Origin of the sequence: Pandoraea iniqua, from assembly GCF_902459685.1 — a bacterium.
In the GTDB taxonomy this organism is placed as follows: domain Bacteria; phylum Pseudomonadota; class Gammaproteobacteria; order Burkholderiales; family Burkholderiaceae; genus Pandoraea; species Pandoraea iniqua.
In genome coordinates, this window is the sequence record NZ_CABPSF010000002.1 from 962,710 (window position 1) to 977,410 (window position 14,701).

Below are 14,701 nucleotides of genomic sequence, written 5' to 3' on the forward strand. Positions count from 1 at the left end.
AACAAGGAGTTCCCATGAAGCTGTGCGGTTTCGAGGTTGGTCTGGACCAGCCGTTTTTCCTGATTGCAGGTACCTGTGTCGTCGAGTCGGAGCAAATGACGATCGACGTCGCCGGTCAGCTCAAGGAAATTACGGGCGCGTTGGGCATCCCGTTCATTTACAAGTCGTCGTTCGACAAGGCGAATCGTAGTTCGGGCAGGTCGTTTCGCGGCCCGGGCCGCGAGGCCGGTCTGAAGATCCTCGAAGAAGTGCGCCGCCAGCTCGGCGTGCCGGTGCTCACCGACGTGCACACCGAAGAGGATGTGGCCGTGGCCGCACCGATCGTCGATGTGCTGCAAACGCCGGCATTCCTGTGCCGCCAGACCGATTTCATCCGCGCCTGCGCCCAGTCGGGCAAGCCGGTGAACATCAAGAAGGGGCAGTTTCTCGCACCGCACGACATGATCAACGTCATCGACAAGGCCCGCGACGCTGCCCGCGAAGCCGGTCTGCCGGATGACGTGTTCATGGCTTGCGAGCGCGGTGTCTCGTTCGGCTACAACAATCTGGTCTCGGACATGCGCTCGTTGGCGATCATGCGCGAGACCGGTGCGCCGGTCGTGTTCGATGCCACCCACTCGGTGCAACTGCCCGGCGGGCAGGGCACCAGCTCCGGTGGTCAGCGCGAATTCGTGCCGGTGCTCTCGCGCGCTGCGGTGGCTGTGGGCGTGTCGGGCCTGTTCATGGAAACCCATCCTGATCCGGCCAAGGCGCTCTCGGATGGCCCCAATGCCGTGCCGCTCGGCCGCATGCGCGAACTGCTCACGACGCTCAAGACCATTGATGCCGCTGTGAAGCAGGGCCAGTTCCTGGAAAACAATTTCAACTGAAATGAGACACGCCGTCCTGGGGCCACTATCAGTACGCCCACAGGACGGGTATAGCGGTGCGACGCCTTGGCAGCCTGGCGTCGAGTCGTTAAGCTTGTCGCGCAGCGGGACAATGTGCCCGCCGCGGGGCGAGCCCCAAGGAGATGCCAGCGTGCCGTACGCCGAGCGCACCGACGGCATCGATGTCACCCCACAGGCCGCCGTGCCTCATTTCGAGGCGCCGTTGTTCCCCCGTTTATGTAATGCCTTGCCGATGCGCGCGCGAGCGCGGCATCGGTGCCTACGTCAGGATTCGGCGCGCTTGTTCGCGCCCGGTGTGGGTTTGGCTTGACGGGCTGCGGCGCGATGCAGGTTCCCTTTAGCGTTTTGTCTTTCAGATATTGAGGAATTCATGAGTGCAATCGTAGATATCATCGGGCGCGAAGTGCTGGATTCGCGTGGCAACCCGACGGTCGAGTGCGACGTGCTGCTGGAGTCGGGTGTGATGGGCCGCGCTGCGGTGCCGTCGGGCGCATCGACCGGTTCGCGCGAAGCCATCGAACTGCGTGACGGCGATAGCAGCCGCTATCTTGGCAAGGGTGTGCAGAAGGCTGTCGAGCACATCAACACCGAGATTTCGGAAGCCATCATGGGTCTGGACGCCGCCGAACAGGCCTTCCTGGACAAGACCCTGATCGAGCTGGACGGCACGGACAACAAGTCGCGCCTCGGCGCGAACGCCATGCTGGCCGTGTCGATGGCCGTGGCCAAGGCTGCCGCTGAAGAAGCCGGCCTGCCGCTGTATCGCTACTTCGGCGGTTCGGGCGCGATGCAAATGCCGGTGCCGATGATGAACATCGTCAACGGTGGCGCGCACGCCAACAACAGCCTCGATATTCAGGAATTCATGGTGATGCCGGTCAGCCAGACCAGCTTCCGTGAAGCCCTGCGTTGCGGCGCCGAAATTTTCCACGCCCTCAAGAAGATCATCGCCGACAAGGGCATGAGCACGGCCGTGGGCGACGAAGGCGGCTTTGCGCCGAACTTCGCGTCGAACGAAGAGTGCCTCAAGACCATCGAGGAAGCCGTCGAGAAGGCCGGTTACCGTCTGGGCGACGACGTCGTGCTGGCGCTGGACTGCGCATCGACCGAGTTCTTCAAGAACGGTAAGTACGAGCTGGCCGGCGAAGGCCTGTCGCTCACGTCGGAAGAGTTCGCCGACTATCTGGCCGCGCTGTGCGACAAGTTCCCGATCGTGTCGATCGAAGACGGCATGTCGGAAGACGACTGGGCCGGCTGGAAGATCCTGACCGACAAGCTGGGCAAGAAGGTGCAACTGGTCGGTGACGATCTGTTCGTGACCAACACCAAGATCCTGAAGCAAGGCATCGAGCAAGGCGTGGCCAACTCGATCCTGATCAAGATCAACCAGATCGGTACGCTGACCGAGACGTTTGCCGCCATCGAGATGGCCAAGCGCGCCGGCTACACGGCCGTGGTGTCGCACCGTTCGGGTGAAACCGAAGATTCGACGATCGCCGATATCGCCGTGGGCACCAACGCCGGTCAGATCAAGACCGGTTCGCTCTCGCGTAGCGACCGTATCGCCAAGTACAACCAACTGCTTCGTATCGAAGAAGATCTCGGCGATATCGCGACGTACCCGGGCAAGGAAACGTTCTACAATCTGCGCTAATTCCGATTCCCGGGAAGTGAGCCCCGAGTCCGCTCGGGGCCCCGTTCCCGGATTTCCTGCCAGGCGAAAGCATGCGAATGGTGACCTTGGTACTGGTGCTGCTGTTGGCAGTCATTCAGTATCCGCTCTGGTTCGGCCACGGTGGTTGGTTGTATGTGCACGAACTGCGCGACCAACTGAGCGCCGAACAGCAGAAGAACGAGCAGTTGAAAGAACGTAACGATCGTCTTGCCGGCGAAGTGCAGGATTTGCAGGAAGGCACGTCGGCGATCGAGGAACGCGCTCGTTTCGAGCTGGGAATGGTCAAGGACGGCGAGGTGTTCGTGCAATTCGTCGCACCCGACGGCAGTGGCGGCCCGCAAGCCGCCTCGGGCACGGACGCGCCCCTCGTGTCGTCGAACGAACCCGCCCACAAGACGGTGGGCAATACGCCGCCTGCCGCACCGGCCACGCAGGCCAAGGGCAAGAAGGCGCAGCATCACTGATCGCTGCCGCTGGCTGGATCGGTGGCACGAAGTCGTACGTTGAAAGAAAAAAAGACGCTCATATGAGCGTCTTTTTTATTGTGCCTGCCGGGACGTCAAAAGCCGAAGCCAACCCCGACCGTCGTGCGTGGCCCGTACCAGCCCGGGCCGTAGCCGCCCGGTCCGTACCAACCGGGGCCATACCATCCCGGACCGCCCCAGCCACTGTAGAAGTAGGCGTTGCTCGCGTAGCTGCGCATCGCATCGTCGATGGCGCGCTGAAGGCGCTCGCGCTCGATCGTGCGTTCCTGTTCATCGTAGATACGCTTGTTCAGGCGTGTCAGGTCTTGCTGCTGCTCGGCCGTCAACGCGGCCGGCAGCGCCGGCTGCGGCTCCAGTTGCGACGCCGGCAAACGCACGGGCGGCGCGTCCGGCGGCGGCAATTGCCATTGCGCGCAGCCTGCCACCAGCGTCAGCAGGCATGCACCCGCCGCGCCGCTCAACCGTTGAAGCGAGGGGCGACGCTGCGAGGGTCGAAGCTGCGAGGGTCGACGCTGCGAGAGGCGGGCAGGGGAAGCGAGCTGCGGTCGGGTCATGTCGACCTCAATGATGCTGCGAAGGCGCCGAGTGCGGCTGCTCCGAGAACAGCTGCGCGGCGTCCACCTTGTCGAAGTGATAGGTCTGGCGGCAGAACTCGCAGGCCACTTCCACATTGGGGCGCTCGTCGAACACGCTCATCACTTCGGCTTCGCCGAGCGTTCGCAGCATGTTGGCGACGCGCTCGCGCGAGCAGGTGCAGCGAAACGAGACCGTCTGCGGATCGAACACGCGCACGGTCTCTTCCCAGAAGAGGCGGTGCAACAGCGTTTCGCGGTCCGTCGAGAGCATTTCGTCGCGCTTGAGCGTATTGCCCAACTGGCAGACACGGTTCCAAGTGTCCTCGTCGATCTCCGGCGCTAGTTCCGCGCCGCTGCCTGCCGTGCCGCCGTGACCCGGCAGCTTTTGCAGCAGGACGCCTACGGTGCGGGTATCGTCGCTCGCGAGCCACAGGCGCGTATCGAGCTGTTCCGAGTGGTGCATGTAGTGCTCGAGCACCGACGCCATGTCGGGCAGCGGGCCATGCTCGTCGGACAGCGCCACCACGCCCTGATAGGGCTGCTGACCCGGTTGCTTGACGCGCGGATCGAGCGTGATCGCAAAGCGTGCGCGGCCGTTCACGTTGACCATCGCTTTGAGCGAGGCGTCGTCCGGAATGTCGCCGCTGTACTTGGCGGTGGCGCGCATCGTGAAATCGGCATTGCACTCGACCACGATCATGCTGACGGGGCCGTCACCGTGCAGTTGCAGGATGAGCGCGCCGTCGAACTTGATGTTCGCGGTGAACAGGGCGGCGGCGGCCATCATTTCGCCAAGCAGGTGCCGGACCGGTGCCGGGTAGTTGTGACGTTCGAGCACGGCACGCCAAGTGGCGTCGAGGCTGACGTATTCGCCTCGCACGGGCGCGGCGTCGAACATGAATTTCTGAAGCTGATCGGACACGGTCGAATTCCTGAAAAATGCGGCAACGCCAGCGAATCGTGCCTTGGAGGGCACGCGCGGGGCCGGCGGTTGACGTGGATGCTGCAATATCTGGGGGCACGCGCCGCATTTTCAACACTGGGGCCCGTTTTGACCGGTTTCGCCGGTATCGGGCCCATTTAGCTCATTTAGCCCACTCGTTTAACCCATTTCTGAGGGCACCCACGCACCGGGCCGGCCGGCGCATGCAACGCCCTCCCTGCAACGGCTTAGCCGATGCGCACCAGTTGTTCCTTGAACACCTGACGGCGCGACGCGTACGTATCGGCGTTGCGCTTGAGATTGGCCACTTCTTCATCGGTCAGCTCGCGCACCACCTTGGCGGGCACGCCAAGGATCAGCGAGCGGTCCGGAAACGTCTTGCGCTCGGTGACCAGCGCGCCGGCGCCCACCAGACTGTCGCGGCCGATGACCGCGCCATTGAGCAGCACGGCCTGAATGCCGATCAGCGAATTCTCACCCACCGTGCAGCCGTGCAGCATCGCCTGATGGCCGATGCTGACACCTTGCGCCAGCGTCAGCGGGAAACCCGGGTCGGCGTGCAGGACGGCCCCTTCCTGAACATTGGTGCCCACACCCACGCGAATCGGTTCGTTATCGCCGCGAATGGCAACCCCGGGCCAGACGCTGCTGTTCTCGGCAAGGACCACCTCGCCGATGATCGTTGCGGTGTCTGCCACGAAAGCACTCTCGTGGATCTGCGGGGTCTTGTCTCCAAGTTTATAGATCGGCATGGCGGCTTTGGTTCGCGGTTAAAATCGACGAAATTGCTATTGTAACGTCATGCCCGATTTCACTCCTGCGCCCGGCGGTGACAGCGCCACTGGCCTCAATACCCCCGATTCTCCCGATTCCCGCGATCGCCCCGCGTCTGCCGAACCGTTTGCTGTGTCCGGCGCGTGCGCTCGCGAGCGCGCATTGGCGCTGCTGCGGCAATGCGATCCGTTCGTGAAGGCGGCGGGCGTGATCGCTCTGCGAGAAGCGGTGCTCGCCGGGAATGCGATCTGGCAGCCCGAGCGGCAGTTGAGCGCGGTGGCGGATGGCGCCGGGGAACGCAGCGCAGCCGGCGTGGCAGGTGAGCTCGATGGCGTCGATGAGCCCGGCATCCCGGGCCGGCCGGCCGAGCCCCGTCTCGTCTCGCCCCGCGAGCTCGAGCACCGCGCCGTGACGACCGTGGCGGGCCGCGCGGCGTTGCTGCACGCGCTTACGCATATCGAGTTCAACGCCATCAATCTGGCGCTCGACGCCTTGTGGCGCTTCGATGGCCTGCCGAGCGCTTACTACGACGACTGGTTGCTGGTCGCCGCTGAAGAGGCCTATCACTTCTCGTTGCTGGCCGAACATCTGACGACACTGGGCGACGACTACTGCTACGGATGTTTCCCGGCACACGACGGCCTGTGGGTGATGGCGCGCAAGACGGCGGGCGACTGGCTCGCCCGCCTTGCGTTGGTGCCGCGCACGCTGGAGGCCCGGGGGCTGGACGCCAGCCCGCCGATTCGGGCCAAGCTGGCGAGCGCAGGCGACAAGGCCGGCGCAGCGATTCTCGACATCATCCTGCGCGACGAGATCGGTCACGTAGCCATCGGCAACCGCTGGTACCGCTGGGGGTGCGAGCGCGCCGGTTGCGAACCCGTAGAAACGTATGCCCGATTGGCCGCCCAATACGGTGCCCCGCGACTGCGCGGTCCGTTCAATCTCGAAGCGCGCCGCGCCGCGGGTTTCGATGACGACGAATTGGCCGCGTTGCAAGCGGGCGGGTGAGGCGTCGTCCTGTTTTTGATGCCGATATACTCGACTTTCCTTAATTGTTTCGATCTTCACTATCTGGCGGCGTCATGACCGATTCGCGATCCGAGTTTCTTACCGTGCGCGGCCTGCGCCACCATGTGCGGCAATGGGGCACGCCCGGCGCGCCGAAGCTGTTTCTATTGCATGGCTGGATGGACGTGTCGGCCTCGTTCCAGTTCGTGGCGGAGTCGCTGGCGCAGCGCTGGCATCTGCTCGCCCCGGACTGGCGGGGTTTCGGTCTGACCGATTGGCCGGTCGCCGACGGCCGCAGCGGCAGCTACTGGTTTCCCGACTATCTCGGCGATCTCGACGCCTTGATCGATGTGTATGCCGAACCGGGCGAAGCCATCAACCTGATCGGTCACAGCATGGGCGGCAACGTGGCATGTCTGTATGCGGGCGTGCGGCCGGCGCGGGTGCGCCGTCTCGTAAATCTGGAGGGCTTCGGCTTGCCGCCCTCGCAGCCGCTGGCAGCGATTCGTCAGTTGGGCCGCTGGCTGGACGATCTGCAAAACCCGCCGACGTTGCGCCCGTATGCCACGCACGCCGACGTGGCCGAGCGGCTGCGTAAGACCAACCCGCGATTGTCGCCGGCGCGCGCCGAGTGGCTGGCGCAGCGTTGGGCGCGTCAGGAGCGCGACGGTCAATGGCACTTGCTGGCCGACGCCGCGCACAAGATGACGAACCCCTATCCCTATCGTCTGGATGAAGCGATGGCGGTTTGGAGTAACGTCAGTGCGCCGGTATTGCATGTGGAAGCCATCGACTCGGAGGTGTTGCGCCACTTTATGGGGGCGCAGGGCAAGGAGGTTTTCCGCGAGCGTTTCGAGGTGTTTCCGAATCTGAACGAGGCCTTCGTCGACGACGCGGGACACATGCTTCACCACGACCAGCCGGAAGCGGTGGCGAAGCTGATCGACGACTTTTGCCGCGACTGACGCTGGCTTGCCCCGCAGCGGCGGCAGCGGCGGCATCGGCGAAAACGCGCCGCCAGCCCGTCCGGCGAGCGCTTGCGCACGCGTAGTACCGTGCCTCGAAAACCACATGGCGACTCGCATCGCGTCCACTTGAGCGGTAGAATGAATGCGTCATACGACGTCATGCGCCGGATTTCGGTGCGGATGACGCGTCATCGCCTGGCGGCACATCATGTTCAACGCAGATCTTCATTGTCATTCCAAAGTGTCGGACGGCACGCTTTCGCCGTCTGAAGTGGCGCAAGTTGCGGCCGACGCCGGTGTCGACCTGTGGGCGCTCACGGATCACGATGAAATCGGCGGTCAGCGCGAGGCGAGGGCCGCTGCCGAGGCGCTGGGCATGCGTTACGTCAGTGGCGTGGAAATTTCGATTACGTGGGCGAACCGCACCGTTCATATCGTCGGTCTGAACATCGATCCCGAAAATGCCGCGCTGGTGGCCGGGTTGGCCGCGACGCGTGGCGGCCGCGCCGATCGCGCGCAACTGATGAGCGAACAACTGGCCGCTGCCGGTATTCCCAATGCATATGAAGGTGCGCTGCGCTTCGTCGGAAATCCCGACCTGATTTCGCGCACGCACTTCGCGCGGTATCTGGTGGAAATCGGCAAGTGTGCGTCGGTGTCCGACGTCTTCTCGCGTTATCTCGCCGAGGGCCGGCCGGGATACGTGCCGCACCGCTGGGCCACCTTGCAGGACTCGGTGAAGTGGATTCTCGGGGCAGGGGGCGTTGCCGTCGTTGCGCACCCGGGGCGCTACAAATTCACGCCGCTCGAATTTGGCGCATTGTTCGATCAGTTCCGCGAATTGGGCGGGGAAGGTATTGAAGTCGTCACCGGCAGCCACACGCCGGATCAGTATCGCGAGTATGCCGAGGTTGCGCGGCAGTACGGCTTTCTGGCCTCGCGCGGCTCGGATTTCCATGGACCGACCGAGAGCCGTGCGCTTCTCGGCAAGCTGCCACCGTTGCCGGACGATCTCGTTCCCGTCTGGAGCCGCTGGCAGTAAATTTACGACGCTATGTCGCAATTCTTCCAGATCCATCCGGAAAACCCGCAGTCACGTCTCATCAAGCAGGCCGTCCAAATCATCGACAAGGGCGGCATTGTGGCGTTGCCCACCGATTCGAGTTACGCGATTGCCTGTCACATCGACGACAAGAGTGCGGTCGATCGCCTGCGCCGCATTCGCGGGCTCGACGAGAAGCAGATGCTCTCGCTGCTCGTGCGTGACCTGTCTGAACTGGCCGAGTTTGCGATGGTCGACAACCGTCAGTTCCGGTTGATCAAGGCCACGACGCCGGGGCCTTACGTGTTCATTCTCGAAGCGACGAAAGAGGTGCCGCGCCGGTTGTCGCATCCGTCGCGAAAGACGATCGGCTTGCGCGTGCCCGATCACGCCATCACGCTCGCATTGCTCGAAGAGCTCGGTCAGCCGCTGCTCGCTACCACCCTGATCCTGCCGGATGAAACCGAGCCGCTGAACGACCCCGAGGAGATCCGCGAGCGGCTGGAAAAGCAGCTCGATCTCGTGATCGACGGCGGGGCTTGTCCGAAAGAACCGTCGACGGTGGTCGACCTGACGGTGACGCCGCCCGAGGTCATCCGCCGCGGCCGTGGCTCGCTGGCGCCGTTCGGGCTGTCCTGATCGGGCCGGACGCCCCCGGTTGCCGCGATTGCGCAATATCCCGTAATACTGGCGCGCGGGCCGGCTTGCTACAATAGCCGGCTATGAATGCAGACCTGATCCAGACCATTGCGGTCTACGCGCTCCCCGTCCTCTTTGCGATTACCTTGCATGAGGCGGCCCATGGCTATGTCGCGAAGTATTTCGGCGACCCGACAGCTTTCCTGATGGGGCGCGTCACGCTCAATCCCATCAAGCACATCGACCCGATCGGCACCATTCTCGTGCCGCTCGCGCTTTACTTCATGACAAGCGGTGCGTTCCTGTTCGGATACGCCAAACCGGTACCGGTGGCGTTCAGCAGTTTGCGCAACCCGCGTGTCGATACGATCTGGGTGGCGCTGGCTGGCCCGTTGTGCAACTTCGCTCAGGCGATTTTGTGGGCGTTGTTCGGCGTGGGCTTGCAGATTGCCGGCGTGCACGAACCGTTCTTCATGATGATGGCGCAGGCCGGTTTGCTGGTGAACCTCGTCATGTGCATGTTCAATCTGTTCCCGATTCCGCCGCTCGATGGCGGCCGCGTGCTCGTCTCGCTGCTGCCGGCGCGTGCGGCTTACACGCTCTCGCGCCTCGAGCCGTACGGCTTCTTCATCGTGATGGCGCTCGTGGTGAGCGGTGTGCTGGGCCGTGTGTGGCTCTGGCCGCTCATTCAGTGGGGCCGCGACGTCATCGTGTGGATGCTGACGCCGTTGCTGTCGCTGATTGGCTGACGATTCCGAAAGACACAGATTCACCCACAAAAAGCACCACAAAACAACACCGGACCCTATGTACCCCGAACGCGTTTTCTCCGGCATGCGACCGACCGGTCGCCTGCACCTCGGCCACTATCACGGTGTGCTCAAGAACTGGATTCAGCTTCAGTCCGAGTACCCGTGCTATTTCTGTGTGGTCGACTGGCACGCGCTCACCACGCATTACGAAACACCCGAAGTCATCGAGCAGAACGTGTGGGACGTGCTGATCGACTGGCTCGCCGCCGGTATCGATCCGAATCAGGCCACGCTGTTCATTCAGAGCAAGGTGCCCGAGCACGCGGAACTCGCGCTGCTGATCGGCATGAGCACGCCGCTGGGCTGGCTCGAACGCGTGCCGACGTACAAGGAACAGATCGAAAAGCTGCGCGAGAAGGACCTGTCGACGTATGGCTTTCTCGGCTATCCGGTGCTGATGGCGGCCGACATTCTGCTCTACCGCGCGCTGCATGTGCCGGTAGGGGAAGATCAGGTGCCGCACGTCGAGATGACGCGCGAAATCGCGCGGCGCTTCAACTATCTGTATGGCCGCGAAACCGGTTTCGAAGAGAAGGCGCTGTCGGCCGCGCGCAAGCTCGGCGGCAAGCGCGCGAAGTTGTATCTCGAACTGCGTACGGCGTATCAGGAGCAGGGCGACGACGAGGCGCTGGAGCAGGCGCGCGCGATGCTCTCCGAATCGCAGTCGCTGTCGATGGGCGACCGTGAACGGCTCTTCGGCTATCTCGAAGGGGCCCGCAAGCTGATTCTGGTCGAGCCGCAGGCGCTGCTCACGCCGGCCTCGCGCATGCCGGGACTCGACGGCCAGAAGATGTCCAAGTCGTACAACAACACGATCGGCCTGCGCGAAGACGCGGAATCGATCACGAAGAAGGTGCGCACCATGCCGACCGATCCGGCACGCGTGCGGCGCACCGACCCGGGTGACCCGGACAAATGCCCGGTGTGGCAACTGCATCAGGTCTACACCGATGACGACACGCGCGATTGGGTGCAGAAAGGGTGCCGCAGTGCCGGCATCGGCTGTATCGAGTGCAAGCAGCCGGTCATCGAAGGCATTTTGCGCGAACAGCAGCCGATGCTGGAGCGCGCACAGAAGTACATGGACGATCCGTCGCTGCTGCGCGCCATCGTCGCCGACGGCTGCGAGAAGGCCCGCCGTTCTGCGCAGGAAGTCATGCGCGATGTGCGTGAAGCGATGGGGCTGCAATATTCATGACGGCGACGCCAGTCTCCGGCATCGGCAGCGGCGCTGAGGTCGCGACGCACGGCACTGGCGCACCGTCGGCATGGCTTGCGCGTTGGGCGCATCTTGTCCGGCCCGGCGCACGTGCACTCGATCTCGCTTGCGGATATGGGCGTCACACGCGCTGGCTGGCCGGGCTCGGTGCGCAGGTGACCGCCATCGATCGCGATGCCGATGCGCTTGCTACATTGGCAACCTTGCAAGGCGTTACCCCGTTGCAGGCCGATCTCGAAGGCGCGGCGTGGCCGTTGCCGGCCGCGGCCGTATTCGACGTCGTTGTCGTTACGAATTATCTGTACCGTCCGTTGCTTGCCCGGATTGCCGCGTGTGTGGCGCCGGGCGGGGTGCTGTTGTACGAAACGTTTGCGCAGGGAAACGAAAGGTACGGGAAGCCGTCCAACCCCCTGTTTTTATTGGCGCCCGGCGAGCTGCTCGACACGGCTCGCGCGGCGAATCTGCGCGTGGCGGCCTACGAAGATGTCACGCTCGCAGCACCTCGTGCGGCCTGCGTGCAGCGTTTGTGCGCGACGCGCGCGACCCCCGGGGAAAACCCCGGGACTGCCGCGCTGTACGAGGCGGCGGCGTAATCCGCTACAATCCACCCTTATCGCTGAATTGTTCGATAAACCATGACTACCCAAACACCGATTCAAGGCAGTATCGTCGCGATCGTCACGCCGATGGCCGAAGACGGCAGCCTTGACCGCGAAGCGCTGCGCAACCTGATTAACTGGCATGTCGACGAAGGTACCGACGGTATCGTCATCGTCGGCACGTCGGGCGAATCGCCGACGGTCAACGTCGAAGAGCATTGCGAACTGATTGAAATCGCCGTGCAGCAAACGGCCGAAGCCGGCCAGTCGCGCGGCCGTAAAGTGCCGGTGATCGCCGGCACGGGCGGCAACTCGACGGCCGAAGCCATCGAACTGACCAAGCATGCGAAGTCGGTGGGTGCCGATGCCTCGCTGCAAGTCGTGCCGTACTACAACAAGCCGACGCAGGAAGGCCAGTACCAGCATTTCAAGGCCATCGCTGAAGCCGTTGACCTGCCGGTCATCCTCTATAATGTGCCCGGCCGTACCGTGGCAGATGCCAGCAACGACACGTTGCTGCGTCTGGCGCAAGTGCCCGGCATCGTTGGCGTGAAAGACGCCACGGGCAACCTGGATCGCGGCATCGACCTGATCCGGCGCGCTCCGAAGAGCTTCGCCGTGTACAGCGGCGACGACCTGACGGCCGTAGCGCTCATGCTCATGGGCGGTCAGGGTAATATCTCGGTCACCGCCAACGTGGCACCGCGTGCAATGCACGAGCTGTGCGTCGCTGCGCTGGCCGGCAACGTGGCCAAGGCACGAGAACTGCAATTCGGATTGTTCGAACTGCACCGTGCAATGTTCGTCGAAGCCAATCCAATCCCCGTGAAATGGGCGCTGCAAAAGATGGGCATGATCGCGTCGGGCATTCGCCTGCCGCTCACGCCGCTCGCGCAGGCGTATCAGGAAACGGTGCTGAGTGCCCTGAAGGCGGCGAACATCGCTGTCGTTTAAGTTTTTCGTTGTGGCTCCCGGGATCGATTGCCCACCCCTTTTTTTGCGACTCATGAAACGAATCGTCAGTATTTCCGTAGCTCGTCCCGTGCTGGCATGGGCCGCTATCGCCTCGTTGGCCCTCGTTGCCGGTTGCAGTTCGCTCTCCAGCGCCCTGTCCTCGGATAAGGTGGATTACAAGAGCTCCAAGGTCGGCCCCTCGCTCGACGTTCCGCCGGATCTGACGAATGTTCAGGCCAACGACCGCAAGTATGTGTCGCCGGCCGGTACCGCTACGCTGTCGAACTACGAAACGCAACAGAAGGTCGTTGCCGCCAATCCGAATGCGAACGACACCGTGCTGCCTGACGTGCCGGGCATGAAGGTCGTGCGCGACGGCAACCAGCGCTGGTTGGTCATTCAGAAGGCCCCGGCCGATCTGTGGCCGACGCTGCGTGAATTCTGGCAAGAAAACGGCTTCGTGCTGACCATCGATTCGCCGGATACCGGCGTGATGGAAACGGACTGGGCCGAAAACCGCGCCAAGCTCAATCAGGACATCATCCGCGACCTGCTCGGCAAGGTGCTCGACGGCCTGTATTCGACCGGCGAACGCGATCGCTTCCGCACCCGTGTGGAACGTGATCCGAACGGCGGCACGGACGTGTACATCACGCACCGCCGCATGGTGGAAGTGTTCACGAACTCGCAGAAGGACACGACCAAGTGGGAACCGGCACCGAACGATCCGGGTCTCGAGGCGATCTTCCTGACGAAGATGATGCAGCGCTTCGGCGCGCAGACCGAACAGGCGAAGGCGCAAGTCGACAACGCCAAGTCGGGTGCGCCGGCCAGCCAGGTCGTGAAGACGGCCGACTCGGCTTACCTCGACATCAACGAGCCGTTCGATCGCGCATGGCGTCGCGTGGGCGTTGCGCTCGACCGCGGTAACTTCACCGTGGACGATCGCGATCGCGCCAAGGGCCTGTATTTCGTGAGCTATGTCGATCCGGCATCGCTGGCGAAGGACAACGGCTTCTTCTACAGCCTGTTCCATGCGAAGGAAGTGCAGGACAGCAAGAAGGCGAAGAAGTACAGCGTGAACGTGCAAGGCCGCGGCGACAGCCAGACCCGCGTGCAGGTGCTCGACGAGAAGGGTAACGTCGACAACTCGCAGATCGCGCAGACGATCATCAGCGTGATCGGCAACCAGCTCCGTTAAGGCGGGGCGTGCGGTTCGCCAGTCTGGGCAGCGGCAGCGAAGGTAATGCCCTGCTGGTGGAGGCGTCGGAAGGCGCCTCCACCACACGTATCCTCCTCGATTGCGGATTCTCGATGCGAGAGATCGAGCGGCGCCTGCTGGCACGCTCGGTCGACGTGGCTTCACTCGATGCCATCGTCATCACGCATGAACACGCCGATCACATCGGCAGTGCACTCTCCCTCTCTCGCAAACATCGCATCCCGCTCATCATGAGCTGGGGCACGGGGCAAGCCGTCAAGGCACATGCCGCGCGCAAAGGCGATAGTGACGATGGTCTGGCGCTCGTGCGCTGGTGCCGCTCCGATGAGCGGGTCGCCGTAGGCGGCATCGAACTGGCGCCCTACACGGTGCCTCACGACGCGCGTGAGCCCCTGCAATTTGTCTTCTCCGATGGCGCGCGCCGTTTGGGTGTGCTCACGGACGCCGGCTGCGCGACGGCACATCTGATCGCGACGCTCGGCGGCTGCGATGCGTTGGTGCTCGAATGCAATCACGATCGAGAGATGCTGGCGAACAGCAAGTATCCGGCATCGCTCAAAGCGCGAATCGGCGGCACGTACGGGCATCTGGCCAACGACACGGCGGCAGAGATTCTGGCGGCGATCGATCGTGAGAAATTGCAGCGGGTGATTTGCGCTCACCTGAGCGAGCAGAACAATACGCCTGAGCTGGCGATGGCGGCGATGTCGGCGGTCATCGGTGCGGCGGCCACGGAGATTTTGGTGGCGACGCAAGCGGGCGGATTCGACTGGCTGACGTGTTAGCCGTGTGACGTGTGCGCGTCGTCTTGACCGGGAGGTCATTGATCGACAAATGCGCGGGGCAATAAAAAAGCCGGTCGAAAGACCGGCTTTTTTTACTCAACTGCCTTGCGG

At 63.3% G+C, this 14,701-nt stretch carries 16 protein-coding genes; 13 read left to right on the forward strand and 3 right to left on the reverse strand.

The genetic code is table 11. From position 1 onward, the window contains the following. The first annotated feature begins 14 nt into the window (after positions 1 to 14). From kdsA to ftsB, 3 genes are all read left to right on the forward strand, one after another. A complete protein-coding gene (gene kdsA, locus PIN31009_RS10085; protein WP_150684061.1) occupies positions 15 to 869 on the forward strand; it encodes a 3-deoxy-8-phosphooctulonate synthase in 855 nt (284 codons plus the stop codon). Positions 870 to 1,260: 391 nt separating this feature from the next. Next, positions 1,261 to 2,544, forward strand: a complete 1,284-nt coding sequence (gene eno / locus PIN31009_RS10090; protein ID WP_058379392.1) for a phosphopyruvate hydratase — start codon at positions 1,261 to 1,263, stop codon at positions 2,542 to 2,544. A 71-nt stretch (positions 2,545 to 2,615) separates the two neighbouring features. Next, positions 2,616 to 3,029, forward strand: coding sequence for a cell division protein FtsB (gene ftsB / locus PIN31009_RS10095; protein ID WP_150684062.1), 414 nt, complete (start codon positions 2,616 to 2,618; stop codon positions 3,027 to 3,029). A 95-nt stretch (positions 3,030 to 3,124) separates the two neighbouring features. On the opposite strand, the gene PIN31009_RS27880 is transcribed toward ftsB, so the two are convergent. The 3 genes from PIN31009_RS27880 to PIN31009_RS10105 all read right to left on the reverse strand — a co-directional run bounded on the left by PIN31009_RS27880 (position 3,125) and on the right by PIN31009_RS10105 (position 5,320). Continuing rightward, positions 3,125 to 3,604, reverse strand: coding sequence for a hypothetical protein (locus tag PIN31009_RS27880; protein WP_174997073.1), 480 nt, complete (start codon positions 3,602 to 3,604; stop codon positions 3,125 to 3,127). Between the two features lie 7 nt (positions 3,605 to 3,611). Continuing rightward, the gene (gene hslO, locus PIN31009_RS10100; RefSeq protein ID WP_150684064.1) at positions 3,612 to 4,547 is read right to left on the reverse strand and encodes an Hsp33 family molecular chaperone HslO; all 936 of its coding nucleotides are present in this window, start codon (positions 4,545 to 4,547) and stop codon (positions 3,612 to 3,614) included. A 248-nt stretch (positions 4,548 to 4,795) separates the two neighbouring features. Then, positions 4,796 to 5,320 carry a gamma carbonic anhydrase family protein gene (locus tag PIN31009_RS10105; protein ID WP_058379389.1) on the reverse strand — a complete coding sequence of 175 codons (525 nt, stop codon included), beginning with the start codon at positions 5,318 to 5,320 and terminating at the stop codon, positions 4,796 to 4,798. A gap of 49 nt (positions 5,321 to 5,369) precedes the next feature. Between PIN31009_RS10105 and PIN31009_RS10110 the strand changes: the two genes are divergently transcribed. The 10 genes from PIN31009_RS10110 (at position 5,370) to PIN31009_RS10155 (ending at position 14,590) form a co-directional block, all read left to right on the forward strand. Then, entirely contained in the window at positions 5,370 to 6,350 is a 981-nt protein-coding gene (locus PIN31009_RS10110; protein ID WP_150790129.1) for a ferritin-like domain-containing protein, read from the forward strand. 74 nt (positions 6,351 to 6,424) lie between these two features. Continuing rightward, a complete protein-coding gene (locus PIN31009_RS10115; RefSeq protein WP_150790130.1) occupies positions 6,425 to 7,315 on the forward strand; it encodes an alpha/beta fold hydrolase in 891 nt (296 codons plus the stop codon). A gap of 211 nt (positions 7,316 to 7,526) precedes the next feature. Further along, entirely contained in the window at positions 7,527 to 8,360 is an 834-nt protein-coding gene (locus PIN31009_RS10120) for a 3',5'-nucleoside bisphosphate phosphatase (protein WP_150684066.1), read from the forward strand. Positions 8,361 to 8,372: 12 nt separating this feature from the next. After that, complete coding sequence (locus tag PIN31009_RS10125; protein ID WP_087722927.1) at positions 8,373 to 8,999, forward strand: L-threonylcarbamoyladenylate synthase; 627 nt, start codon at positions 8,373 to 8,375, stop codon at positions 8,997 to 8,999. An 83-nt stretch (positions 9,000 to 9,082) separates the two neighbouring features. Beyond that, positions 9,083 to 9,748, forward strand: coding sequence for a site-2 protease family protein (locus PIN31009_RS10130; RefSeq protein WP_150684067.1), 666 nt, complete (start codon positions 9,083 to 9,085; stop codon positions 9,746 to 9,748). 58 nt (positions 9,749 to 9,806) lie between these two features. Then, entirely contained in the window at positions 9,807 to 11,009 is a 1,203-nt protein-coding gene (locus PIN31009_RS10135) for a tryptophan--tRNA ligase (RefSeq protein WP_150684068.1), read from the forward strand. Continuing rightward, entirely contained in the window at positions 11,006 to 11,623 is a 618-nt protein-coding gene (locus tag PIN31009_RS10140; RefSeq protein WP_150790131.1) for a class I SAM-dependent methyltransferase, read from the forward strand. Before PIN31009_RS10135 ends, PIN31009_RS10140 begins: the two co-directional genes overlap by 4 nt. Positions 11,624 to 11,665: 42 nt before the next feature. Beyond that, the gene (dapA, locus tag PIN31009_RS10145; RefSeq protein ID WP_150684070.1) at positions 11,666 to 12,583 is read left to right on the forward strand and encodes a 4-hydroxy-tetrahydrodipicolinate synthase; all 918 of its coding nucleotides are present in this window, start codon (positions 11,666 to 11,668) and stop codon (positions 12,581 to 12,583) included. A gap of 52 nt (positions 12,584 to 12,635) precedes the next feature. Beyond that, on the forward strand, positions 12,636 to 13,784 hold the full coding sequence (gene bamC, locus PIN31009_RS10150) for an outer membrane protein assembly factor BamC (protein WP_087688206.1): 1,149 nt from the start codon (positions 12,636 to 12,638) through the stop codon (positions 13,782 to 13,784). Between the two features lie 8 nt (positions 13,785 to 13,792). Continuing rightward, positions 13,793 to 14,590 carry an MBL fold metallo-hydrolase gene (locus PIN31009_RS10155; RefSeq protein ID WP_087688205.1) on the forward strand — a complete coding sequence of 266 codons (798 nt, stop codon included), beginning with the start codon at positions 13,793 to 13,795 and terminating at the stop codon, positions 14,588 to 14,590. The last annotated feature ends 111 nt before the right edge of the window (positions 14,591 to 14,701 follow it).